At 43.7% G+C, this 12,088-nt stretch carries 8 protein-coding genes; 7 read left to right on the top strand and 1 reads right to left on the bottom strand.

Going from position 1 to position 12,088, the window contains the following annotated elements; translation table 11 throughout:
• The first annotated feature begins 22 nt into the window (after nucleotides 1-22).
• Nucleotides 23-880: an endonuclease/exonuclease/phosphatase family protein gene (locus G7Y45_RS09145; RefSeq protein WP_032542956.1), complete on the top strand. Its 858-nt coding sequence runs from the start codon at nucleotides 23-25 to the stop codon at nucleotides 878-880.
• A 24-nt stretch (nucleotides 881-904) separates the two neighbouring features.
• Entirely contained in the window at nucleotides 905-2,920 is a 2,016-nt protein-coding gene (locus tag G7Y45_RS09150; protein ID WP_165016062.1) for a glycoside hydrolase family 97 protein, read from the top strand.
• On the opposite strand, the gene G7Y45_RS09155 is transcribed toward G7Y45_RS09150, so the two are convergent.
• Nucleotides 2,897-3,496 (bottom strand): RNA polymerase sigma-70 factor, encoded by a 600-nt coding sequence (locus tag G7Y45_RS09155; RefSeq protein ID WP_005776032.1) that lies wholly within the window; start codon nucleotides 3,494-3,496, stop codon nucleotides 2,897-2,899. The genes G7Y45_RS09150 and G7Y45_RS09155 overlap by 24 nt on opposite strands.
• A 165-nt stretch (nucleotides 3,497-3,661) precedes the next feature.
• Between G7Y45_RS09155 and G7Y45_RS09160 the strand changes: the two genes are divergently transcribed.
• The 5 genes from G7Y45_RS09160 (at nucleotide 3,662) to G7Y45_RS09180 (ending at nucleotide 12,077) form a co-directional block, all read left to right on the top strand.
• Nucleotides 3,662-4,672: a FecR family protein gene (locus G7Y45_RS09160; RefSeq protein WP_005809688.1), complete on the top strand. Its 1,011-nt coding sequence runs from the start codon at nucleotides 3,662-3,664 to the stop codon at nucleotides 4,670-4,672.
• 309 nt (nucleotides 4,673-4,981) lie between these two features.
• Entirely contained in the window at nucleotides 4,982-8,287 is a 3,306-nt protein-coding gene (locus tag G7Y45_RS09165) for a SusC/RagA family TonB-linked outer membrane protein (RefSeq protein WP_044299738.1), read from the top strand.
• 12 nt (nucleotides 8,288-8,299) lie between these two features.
• Entirely contained in the window at nucleotides 8,300-9,844 is a 1,545-nt protein-coding gene (locus G7Y45_RS09170; protein WP_005809684.1) for a SusD/RagB family nutrient-binding outer membrane lipoprotein, read from the top strand.
• Between the two features lie 26 nt (nucleotides 9,845-9,870).
• A complete protein-coding gene (locus G7Y45_RS09175) occupies nucleotides 9,871-10,923 on the top strand; it encodes a glycoside hydrolase family 18 (protein ID WP_005818929.1) in 1,053 nt (350 codons plus the stop codon).
• 17 nt (nucleotides 10,924-10,940) lie between these two features.
• Nucleotides 10,941-12,077: a DUF1735 and LamG domain-containing protein gene (locus G7Y45_RS09180; RefSeq protein ID WP_165016066.1), complete on the top strand. Its 1,137-nt coding sequence runs from the start codon at nucleotides 10,941-10,943 to the stop codon at nucleotides 12,075-12,077.
• The last annotated feature ends 11 nt before the right edge of the window (nucleotides 12,078-12,088 follow it).

Consider the following 12,088-nt stretch of genomic DNA (forward strand, 5'->3'; position numbering starts at 1 on the left):
AATAACCAACACATATAAACTAATGAATAAGATTTACTTTTTTATCGGAGCTTTTATTACCCTGCTTCTGGCGGGTTGCAGTTCCAGTCCGATTTCACATGTCCGTTTGGCTACCTTCAACATCCGTTACGATAATCCGGGCGATAGCCTGAATTCTTGGAAATACCGTAAAGACCGGGTTTGTGAGTTTATCCGTGAAAAACAACCGGATGTACTGGGTATGCAGGAGGTGTTACATCATCAGTTAGAAGACTTGTTGGCCGGACTGCCCGATTATGCCTATGTAGGCGTGGGACGTGAGGATGGAAAAACTCAAGGTGAATATGCTCCGGTTTTCTATCGGAAAGATAAATATGACTTACTGGACAGCAATACATTCTGGTTGTCCGAACATCCGGATAGTGTCGGTAAACTTGGTTGGGATGCTGCCTGTACCCGTGTTGCCACCTGGGCTAAACTGAAGGAGAAATCCACCGGAAAAGAATTCCTGATGGTAAATACTCATTTTGATCACGTAGGGACAGAAGCCCGGAGGAACAGTGCATTGCTTATTATTGATAAGATAAAAGAGATAGCCGGTACACACCCCTCTATGATGACCGGAGATTTTAATGTTTCTGAGGAATGGGAAGCTTATAAAACAATTACATCCAATGAGTTCATATTGAAAGATGCGTGGAAGATAGCTGCGAAACAGACAGGAGAAAGCTATACTTTCCATGATTTTGGAAGGGTACCGGTGGCTGAGCGGGAGAAGATCGATTTTATTTTCGTAACTCCGCAAATAAAGGTGGCGGATGCGGAAATTATTTCTTCCGCGATTACAGACTCTACCTATTTGTCTGATCACAACGCGCATTTGGCCGACCTGGAATTCTAAACCACATAAACAGATTACATGACCATGAAACAAAACTTGCATTTGTTATTTGTCGCTTTTATACTGATGAGTTTTTATAGTTGTACTCCGAAGACTGAGTTATCCTCTCCGGACGGACACATCAAGGTGGCTTTTGCAACAGAACCTGACGGAAAGATGGTTTATCGGGTGGCGGTCAATGATACTCTTTTGTTGGACAACTCATCGCTTGGTTTCGAGGCGAAAGACGGGATCGACCTTAATCAAGGATTTCGTGTCGTGAAAACTACGTTTACAGATAAAGATGAAACCTGGACCCAACCGTGGGGAGAGAATAAAATGAACAGGAATCATTATAATGAAATGGCGGTTTTCTTGAAGAACGATGCCAATATAGAGTTAACTCTTCGTTTTCGTGCATTTGATGACGGTATAGCTTTTCGTTATGAATATGAGGTGCCCGGCGTTGACTCTTTGCTCGTCACCGACGAATTGACTGCTTTCCGCTTTCACGAAGATGGAATTTCCTGGTCAATTCCGGCCAGCTTCGAAACCTATGAATTGTTGTATTCGGAACAGAAGATCAGTGAAGTGAAGAATGCCAATACTCCTTTCACTTTCAAAACTCCCGGTGGGATATATGGCAGCATTCATGAAGCTGCTCTTTATGATTTTCCGGAGATGACACTAAAGCAGGATGGAGGCCATGCTCTAAAGTCGGAACTTGCTTCATGGCCCGACGGTATCAAGGCCCGTAAAGGGAATAATTTCATGACATCATGGCGTACCATTCAGATTGCTCCGGCAGCTGTCGGCCTGATTAATTCGTCCTTGATTCTGAATTTGAATGAACCTTGTAAACTGGAAACTACCGACTGGATTAAACCGATTAAATATGTTGGCGTTTGGTGGGGAATGCATCTGGGGGTAGAAACCTGGAAGATGGATGACCGTCACGGAGCCACAACCGCCAATGCGAAAAAGTATATCGATTTTGCTCATGACAATAATATCGAAGGAGTATTATTCGAGGGGTGGAACGAAGGCTGGGAGAGCTGGGGTGGTATGCAGAATTTTGATTTTACCAAACCGTACGCTGATTTTGATATTGATGAAATAGTCCGTTATGCACGTGAGAAAAATGTTCAGATCATCGGACATCATGAAACCGGAGGAAATATTCCCAACTACGAACGCCAGATGGAAAAAGCGATCAAGTGGTATACCGAAAAAGGTATTCATATACTGAAAACCGGTTATGCGGGTGCTTTTCCCGACGGACATTCGCATCACGGACAATACGGAGTCAATCATTACCAAAAGGTAGTTGAAACGGCTGCTCGTTACCATATGACTTTGGATGCGCACGAGCCTATCAAAGATACGGGAATACGCCGTACCTGGCCCAATATGATGACTCGTGAAGGTGCCCGTGGGATGGAGTGGAATGCCTGGAGTGAGGGAAATCCTCCTTCCCATCACGAGATGTTACCGTTTACCCGTTTACTGGGTGGCCCGATGGATTATACTCCGGGTATTTTCGACATATTGTTTACACAGACGAAAGATTCTCCTAAACGCCAGAAGTGGAATGACCAGGATAAAGGCAATAGCCGTGTCAATACGACACTGGCCAAACAGTTGGCAAATTGGGTTATCTTATATTCCCCGTTACAGATGGCTTCTGATATGATTGAGCATTATGAAGGACATCCCGCTTTCCAGTTCTTTCGTGATTTCGATCCGGACTGTGATGAATCAAAAGCATTGGCCGGTGAGCCGGGAGAATTTGTAGTGATAGTGCGCAAGGCTAAACAGAATTATTTCCTGGGAGCTTCTACGAATGAGGAACCACGGACTTTACCGGTCAGCCTTGATTTTCTGGAAAAGGGGAAGACTTATAAAGCAATAAGCTATGCTGATGGCGAGCAGGCTGACTGGAAAACCAATCCGACCGAATATCAGATTACGGAACAGGAGGTGACGGCAAGAGACACAATAAATATCCGCATGGCCGCCGGTGGTGGGCAAGCCATCTCATTTATGCCCTTGCAGAAATAGAAACAGCATGATAAGAGGGAGGTAGTCCTTCAATTCCGAACGCAATATTTTCAGGGCTTGCCCTATGCGATAATTGACAGTTTGCGGAGAGACGTTTAGTTTCTCCGCAATTTCTTTATGAGTCAGTTGTTGATTTCGGTTCATTTCATATGCCTGACGAAATTCTGCCGGTAGCTTTCTTAAAGCCTCTTCATACAACCTGAAAAGTTCGTTTTCCAGATAAAAGTCAGGTGAAGAAAATTCGCTTTCATATTTTTCGGCAATTTCCAGATGTACCTTACGCTTTATTTCGAAATGGGAGATTTTATTAAGTGCCTTGTTCTTGACAATAGTAAAAAGAAGAGTTTTTAAGGTTAGTTCCGGAATGAGGGTTTTTCTGTTTTCCCATAACCACATCATGGTGTCCTGCACGATTTCTTCCGATTCACTCAGTGTGACGTACTGAGAACAAAAGACGCATAGTCCGCGAAAGTAATGGCGGTAAACATTGTCAAATACTTCTTCGCACCCTTCTCTCAAGGCTGATATAACGGCATTATTATCATTTATGTTTAGGTTAGTCAGAGTCTGTGCCATTCTTTTTTTCATTGTTATTAGCGAACAAACGTAGCTAAATTTTCGGTACTGACAAAATGATTCTTCGAAGAAAAAAAGTTTGTGTTTTTATTTAGTAACTTTGCTTTCTGAAATGTATTATACATAACAACGTATGATATAGGTATAAAAGATTTGGTTAATACAATGGATGAAACAAAACTACTGAACTACTTGAAAGGAGAATCAGATGCTGAAGAGTGTCTGGAAGTAGAGACATGGTACCATGACTCTGCGGAACATAAAAAACAACTTGAACAACTATATTATATGCTTTTTGTCGGTGAGCGCAAAGCGGTGATGGATGCGGTGGACACCGAAAGTTCACTGAGCGCTTTGAAGGATCGGATGAAGCAGAAAGAGCCGGATAGAAAATCGGTGGGTAAAATGCGTGTTTCAAAATGGAAGCGTTATGCAGTACCTTTGGCTGCCTTTTTGTGCGGTTTACTGATTTCTACCGGAGCTTTGTATTGGATGTCTTCCGGCAAGTCTGACGGATATGTTTTTGCTACGGAAGCCGGTCAACGGGCACGTGCTGTTTTGCCGGATGGCACGAAGGTGTGGTTGAATGCTTCAACGCAGCTTGTTTATAAACCTTCTTTCTGGAAGCGGGAAAGATTGGTTGATTTGAATGGTGAGGCTTATTTTGAGGTCTCTCATAATAAGCATAAACCCTTTGTTGTTAATAGTAAAGATGTCAGGACTTGTGTGCTCGGTACAAAATTCAATGTCCGGGCACGCTCGTCCGAAGCAAAGGTTGTGACGACTTTATTGAAAGGATTGGTGCAAGTGCAGCTGCCGGGACAGTCCGAAGAAGAAGGGATCTTACTGAAACCGGGACAAACGTTGAGTGTGGATACCCGTACGATGCAGTTGATGCTTACCGAAGCTGATCGTCCGGGTGATGTGTTGCTTTGGATTAACGGAAAACTGAAATTCGAACAAGCTACACTCGTGGAGATTGTGCAATGTCTGGAAAAGCATTTTGATGTACATTTCATTATTTCTGATGCACAGTTGAAAAAAGAACGTTTCACCTGTACTTTTAGTACGGATGATGATATCAGACAAATTCTTTCTATACTTGCTCTTACCAAACGTTTTGATTATAAATGTGAGGATAATAACATAATATTGACTCCCAAGGCGGGTAGATAGCGATTTATTATTATAACCTAAATCAGTAAAAGGGACTGTTTCCAATGTGGAATGGTTCCTTTTTTTTATTTCTTAATCTGTATTCTTATTCTTTTTTTATTCTTTTTTTGAAAAAAGTCGCCTCTTGATTTAGTATGCTTATAGGTTGAAATGTATTATTAGCAGAAAAGTGAATATAGTTAACCCTAAAATCTGTAACGATGAACAAGGACCCTTAATTAAAAACCAACCTTAATATGAATTAGCAGTTTTCTTTTGCTAAACCTTTCAATTTTTACCTAAAACATTTTCTAATTAAAAAAGAACAAGATGAAGAAATCAGTGAAACACAAGTTTCAGTACTTGCTATTTTTTCTATTGTCGATGCCTGCTTTTATTTTTGCTTCAGCGCAAGATATCCGGGTAAATATCGACTTCACTAAAGCCCCTTTAGGTAATGTCCTGGATGAAATCGGACATCAAACCTCATTATCTATTGTGTATAACACCAGGGATGTTAACCCCAATCAACCCGTTTCCGTTAAAGCTACTAATGAAAATATTACGTCTGTGATGAATCGTTTGCTTCGGGGGACGGGGATTTCCTATTCTATTATGAACAAACACCTCATTCTTTCAGCTAATGATAAGGATAAAGCTATTCAGCAGGAGAAAATTACGGTTACGGGAAATGTCTCGGACGCTAAAGGCGAACCATTGATCGGAGTAAGTATATTGGTGAAAGGAACATCCAACGGGACAATCACCGATATGAACGGACACTTTTCAATATCGGCTGCCAAAGGAGATGTCATCGAGATATCCTATATCGGCTATGCTTCGCAGGCCATTACAGTGACAGACTCTAAGCCACTGAAAATTGTGATGCAAGAAGACACGGAAGTGCTTGACGAGGTTGTTGTAACGGCTTTAGGTATCAAGCGGGCACAAAAGGCATTGAGCTACAATGTGCAACAAGTGGGTGGCGATGCCATCAATACAGTGAAAGATGCCAATTTCATTAACTCTTTGCAGGGCAAAGTTGCCGGAGTAACGATTAACAATTCCGCCGGTGGTGTCGGTTCGGCCTCCAGGGTAGTGATGCGAGGTACTAAGTCTATAACAAAGGATAACAATGCCCTTTATGTAATCGACGGTATTCCAATGTTCAATGTCAGTTTTGGCAAGAGCGAAGGTTCCTTTGCTACTCAGAGTGGTTCGGACGGTGTGGCCGACCTTAATCCAGATGATATTGAAAGTATTAATATGCTGACCGGTCCTTCCGCAGCTGCTTTATACGGCAATGCGGCTGCCAATGGAGTTGTATTGATTAACACGAAAAAGGGATCTGCCGAGAAGACAACTCTGACAGTCAGCAATAATACCATGTTCTCTGATGCGTATATTATGCCGGAGATGCAAAACCGGTATGGAAATAATCCGGGAGAATTTGCAAGCTGGGGCAATAAAACCAGACAGGGTTATGATCCTGCCCGTTTCTTTAATACCGGAGTGAATGTAATTAATGCCATCTCTTTCTCGACCGGAACAAAGAAAAACCAGACTTATGCATCGGCTTCAACAACGAATGCAACCGGTATCCTGCCTAATAACAGTTATAGCCGTTACAACTTCTCAATCCGGAATACGGCTACTTTCCTGAAAGATAAACTGACTCTGGACATCGGTGCCAGTTACATCATCCAGAATGATAAAAATATAACGGCACAGGGACAATATTTCAATCCGTTGCCGGCATTATATCTGTTTCCTCGTAATGATAATTTTGAGGAGATCCGTATGTTCGAACGTTATAGCGAGAGCCGTGGGGTGAATGCGCAGTTCTGGCCTTACGGGCATCAGGGGCTGAGTTTGCAAAACCCGTACTGGATTATGAAACGCATGAACCGTAAAACAGAAAAGAAACGTTACATGATCAATGCAAGCCTGACTTATAAACTTACGGATTGGCTGAACGTTGCGGGCCGTGTTAAAGTAGATAATTCGGATATTCGTTTGACTCAGGAGCGTTATGCATCTACCCTGACTACTTTTGCGGGAGCCAATGGTTTCTACTCGGACCAGAACCGTACAGACCGTAATACATATGCTGATATTATGGTAAATATCGATAAGAGGATAGGGGATTTCTCGCTGAATGCCAATATCGGTGCATCTATTAAAGATTTGGTTTACGAACAAATGGGTAATGAAGGCGATCTGGCCGGTATACCCAATTTCTTTACAGTGAGAAATATTAATTATGAAAGTAATTATAAGCCCAAACAGTTCGGATATCATGACCAGTCCCAGGGGGTATTTGCGAATATAGAATTAGGTTGGCGCAGCATGGCATATCTGACCTTGACCGGACGGAACGACTGGGAGTCGCAGCTTGCCTTTACTAAACACTCCTCTTTCTTCTATCCTTCCATCGGCGGATCTGTCGTTCTGTCGGAGATGTTCCGGTTGCCCGAGTTCATCTCTTATGCGAAACTGCGTGGTTCATACAGTTCGGTGGCTTCGTCTTTCGAACGTTATTTATCGAATCCGGGCTTTGAGTTCAATGAACAGTCCCATCAGTGGGGCTCTTCAACAACTTTGCCTGCCACTAATCTGAAGCCGGAAGACACACGTTCGTGGGAGGTGGGTTTAAATGCCAGATTATGGAACCACTTCAGTATAGATGCCACTTACTATCATTCGAATACGTATAACCAAACCTTTAACATCACCCTGGCGTCGTCGAGCGGTTATTCTTCGGCTATTGTACAGACAGGTAATATCCAGAATTATGGTTTGGAACTGGCATTGGGATATAATAATACATGGAGGGATTTCAGCTGGAACAGCAGCCTGACTTATACCATGAATCGTAATAAGGTGAAACGTCTGGCCAGTGGCGCGACGAATCCGATAACCGGTGAAATCATCGATATGCCGGAGTTGCGTATGGCTGTGTTGGGAGCCGACGGTTATGGTCCCAGAGTCATCCTGAGAGAAGGTGGAACGATGGGGGATCTGTATGTAGATAAAGGGCTTCGTACAGATGGTAACGGAAATATCTGGGTAGATCCCCAGACAGGTAAAGTCGGAGTGCAGGACTATGCCGAACCTAAAAAAATAGGTACGATGAATCCTGATTTCAATATGGGATTCAGCAATACCTTCTCTTATAAAGGCGTTAGTCTGGGCGTGGTTCTGACCGCGCGTGTCGGTGGATTATGCGTGTCGAACACTCAGGGTATACTCGATTATTACGGTGTGTCCAAAGCTACAGCCGATGCACGTGATGCCGGCGGAGTGTGGATCAATAACGGATTCGTAGATGCCAAGTCTTATTTTCAAACCATCGGAGGCTCTACCGGAGGATTGGGACAATACTACACTTATAGTGCGACGAACGTACGCCTTTCCGAGTTGAACCTGAGTTATACATTACCTCGTAAGTGGTTTAACAATAAAGTGGGCATAACGGCAGGTATCGTAGGAAAGAATCTTTGGATGATTTATTGTAAAGCCCCGTTCGATCCGGAAATGACCCCTTCTACTACCAGCAATTTCTATCAGGGGGTAGATTACTTTATGCAGCCGAGCACACGTAATATTGGCTTCAATGTTAAGTTTCAATTTTAAAACAAGTCTATTATGAAAAATAAAATATTAAATATGGCTTTGGCCGCAGCTATCACGCCACTCTTGTGTTGCTGTACCAGTAATTTTGAGGAATACAACACTAATCCGTACGAACCCCATTCACTTAATCCGCCCATGCTGTTTGCAACAATGATTACTACCGGAATCAATGTACAGCAGAATGACAATCAGATGATTGACCAGATGGTAGCGGGACCTTTTAGCGGCTATCTGACAATGGCTAACTCATGGGGTGGTTCTAACTTCAATACATTCAACCAGACGGAATCCTGGAATCAGATTCCTTTCAATACGCCTTTTGAGAAATTCTATTCCAACTACTTTAAATTGGAAACGGCAACCGGCGGAAAAGGTCACTATTGGGCAATGGCGAAGCTGCTTCGCGTAAATACAATGTTGCGTGTGACCGATTGTTACGGCCCCATTCCCTACAGTCAAGTGGCCAATGGCAAAACGGCTGTTGCATACGACAGTCAGGAAGATGTATATAAACACATGTTTGAAGATTTGGATTATGCAGTACAGATATTGGGCGAATTTGTAGACGAGGTCGGCGGATTGAAGCCGTTGGAGGGCTATGATCCGGTCTATAATGGAGATTATAATAAGTGGATGCGTTTTGCTAATTCGCTTAAATTGCGTCTGGCTGTCCGTATCAGTAATGTGGCGCCCGAACTTGCCCGTGCGAAAGCTGAGGAAGCGGTGAAGAGTGCCCGCGGACTGATAGATACGAATGATAATAATGCATATGTCGGTGTAGGTGCCGAACCCAATCCGCTGTGGCTGGTAGCCTCCAGTTGGGGCGAAATCCGTATCAATGCCACTATTGCCAGTTACATGAAAGGGTATTCCGATCCTCGTAGCGCAGTCTATTTCACGACATCCAAGTTGGGAGGCAATAGCCCGTATATGGGTATGCGTTCGGGATTGGAAGGAGTGAAGCCGGCCACTTATGCAGGATACTCTATGCCCAATTACGATCAGAAAGACGATATGTTGATGTTCTGTGCGGCTGAAACAGCCTTTTTGCGTGCTGAAGGTGCTCTGCGTGGTTGGGATATGGGAGGTAGTGCCCGTGACTTCTACGAACAAGGCGTTAAACTTTCATTCGACCAGCGGAAAGTGGGTGGAGCAGAAGAATATCTGGCAAATGCAGTGGCAGTGCCTGAACCTTTTGTCGACCCGACTAACCCGGTTAAATGCAATTATACACCGAAAACCAAGATAACGATTGCGTGGAATGAAGGTGCTCCTACGGAAGAAAAACTGGAGCGTATCATTACTCAGAAATGGATAGCCAATTTCCCTCTGGGCTTTGAAGGTTGGGCCGATTATCGGCGTACAGGTTATCCGGAAGTGTTTCCATCTGTCAGCAATCTGAGTAACGGAGTAATTGACACCAACCGGCAATTGCGGCGTTTGCCTTTCCCATTGTCCGAGAAGCAGGGAAATGCTGCCAATGTTTCGGTAGCCGTCTCAATGTTGGGGGGCCCGGATACTGGGGCTACCGACCTTTGGTGGGCTAAAAAGAATTGATGTTTAAGCTAAAAAGAGAAAAGAAAATGAAAAAGAGATATTTAAATATAGTGGTTTTTGCGTTGTTCGTCAGTATGCTTCTGGGTTGCAGTGACTGGACCAAACCCGAGGCAGAGGATTTTTTTGAAATGCCGGGAAATGACTACTACGAGAATCTGAGAGCTTATAAACGTTCGGAGCATTCGGTTGCGTTTGGCTGGTTTGGAGGCTGGACAGGTGTGGGAGCTTCGATGGTGGGGAGTCTGATGGGACTTCCCGATAGTGTGGACTTCGTTTCCATTTGGGGAAACTGGAAGAATCTGGATGAAGCCCGGATGCTGGATAAGAAAAAAGTGAAAGAACTGAAAGGTACGCGTGCATTGATGTGCTTTATCGTAGCTAATGTAGGCGATCAGTTGACTCCCGAAGAGTATAAAGAGAATTATAAAGAATATTGGGGTTGGAAAGATGGCGATCAGGAAGCTATCGACGGCGCGATCAGAAAATATGCAAATGCCATTTGTGACTCCATCGATAAGTATGGATATGATGGTTTCGATATCGATTATGAACCTAATTATGGATCTCCCGGAAATTTGGCCAGCTATCCCGAAAATATGCTCACTTTCGTAAAGGCGTTAGGAGAGAGAATAGGACCCAAATCGGGCACGGGGCGACTGCTTGTGATCGATGGTGAGCCACAAAGCATTCATCCGGAAACCGGACCTTATTTTGATTACTTCATCGTGCAGGCATACTCCAACCTTGCGGGTAACTCCGATACTAATCTTGACAGGCGGCTGGCCGGTACAATTGCCAATTTTAAAGAGGTACTCACTCCCGAGAAAGTGGCTAATATGTACATCGTCACAGAAAATTTCGAATCCTATGCTCCGACAGGAGGAGGCGATTATGTAGATCGTTACGGAAATAAAATGCGGGCACTTGCCGGAATGGCACGCTGGACTCCGGTCATTGATGGTAAACAAGTTCGAAAGGGCGGAGTAGGGACATATCATATGGAATATGATTATCCGGGCGACGTTGAATACAAATACTTGCGTGAGGCAATCAGAATTATGAATCCCGCTGTAAAATGACTTAAATGAATTTGATTATGAAAAGAATAACAATAAAATCTTATTTGCTTGCTTGTGTTGTTCTGCCGATGATTCTGGCTGGATGCGAAGATGCCGATTACCGTGTGATTGACAATGCTATTTATCTGAATGAAGCATCCGAGAATGGTTCGGCAAAGGTTACGGTTGATCCTGAAAATGTTACCACAACTACTTTGACCGTACGCATGGGGCAGCCTGTTGCCGGAGATGTAACTGCTGTTTTGACGATTGACCCCTCTATTCTTAAAGAGTACAATGAAGCCAATGAAACTTCGTACGAGGTTCTTCCTGAACAATATTTTTCTTATGATAAAGAGATAAAGATTCAGGCGGGTGATGTAAGTGCGGTACCATCAGAATTTAAGGTGAAACCTTATTCGAATGAAAACGGAGAACTCTATGCCATTCCGGTATCCCTCACCGAAATTCAAGGACCGGTGTCTACGATCGGGCTTTCGTCGAAGTTTATTATTTTACTGGACAAGCCGCTGATACAGTCTGTGCCGTTTATGAATACGACAAATGCTGTAAAACCGTCCAAAGAAGGTTTGTGGGGAGTGACAACCAACGAATGGTCGCTTGAAGCCTGGATACAAATGGATGGCTTTGACATTAATAATCAGGCTATCTTCAATTCGGGTAGCAAAGACCATGAGGTATATATCCGTTTTGGTGACGCTATGATTCCTTATAATTCATTGCAGGTGAAAACGCTGGGAAGTCAGGTTAATACGGTGACTTTGTTTGAGAAAGACAAATGGTATCATCTGGCGTTCGTCTATAATTCTTCCGGATTGTTATCGATTTATATTAACGGGGTGCTTGATGTGACTTTACAAACGAAAGGAGGCCCGGTACGGTTCGACACGATGAACATGGTTTCAAGCGGCAGCTACTTCCGGAACAATTGCCAGATGGCTCAGGTACGTCTTTGGAAGACAGCGATCAGCCAGACACAAATTCAGTCTAACATGTATTTTGCCGTGAAACCCGCTGATCCGAACCTGATAGGCTACTGGAAAATGGACGAGGGCAAAGGAAATGCTTTTGCCGATTGTACCGGACACGGATACGACCTCACGGCAGGAGGGACCCTTGTATGGAAAGAGCATGTTCGTTTTGATAAACAATAACTATGTAAAAG

The sequence above is a fragment of the Bacteroides sp. ZJ-18 genome (genome assembly GCF_011038705.2).
GTDB lineage: Bacteria > Bacteroidota > Bacteroidia > Bacteroidales > Bacteroidaceae > Bacteroides > Bacteroides hominis.

What these genes read in the sequence shown, in the direction of transcription:
- G7Y45_RS09145 (WP_032542956.1), top strand. Translation starts at nt 23, where the DNA reads ATGAATAAGATTTACTTTTTTATCGGAGCTTTTATTACCCTGCTTCTG.
- G7Y45_RS09180 (WP_165016066.1), top strand. Translation starts at nt 10,941, where the DNA reads ATGAAAAGAATAACAATAAAATCTTATTTGCTTGCTTGTGTTGTTCTG.
- G7Y45_RS09150 (WP_165016062.1), top strand. Translation starts at nt 905, where the DNA reads ATGAAACAAAACTTGCATTTGTTATTTGTCGCTTTTATACTGATGAGT.
- G7Y45_RS09175 (WP_005818929.1), top strand. Translation starts at nt 9,871, where the DNA reads ATGAAAAAGAGATATTTAAATATAGTGGTTTTTGCGTTGTTCGTCAGT.
- G7Y45_RS09160 (WP_005809688.1), top strand. Translation starts at nt 3,662, where the DNA reads ATGGATGAAACAAAACTACTGAACTACTTGAAAGGAGAATCAGATGCT.
- G7Y45_RS09155 (WP_005776032.1), bottom strand. Translation starts at nt 3,496, where the DNA reads ATGGCACAGACTCTGACTAACCTAAACATAAATGATAATAATGCCGTT.
- G7Y45_RS09165 (WP_044299738.1), top strand. Translation starts at nt 4,982, where the DNA reads ATGAAGAAATCAGTGAAACACAAGTTTCAGTACTTGCTATTTTTTCTA.
- G7Y45_RS09170 (WP_005809684.1), top strand. Translation starts at nt 8,300, where the DNA reads ATGAAAAATAAAATATTAAATATGGCTTTGGCCGCAGCTATCACGCCA.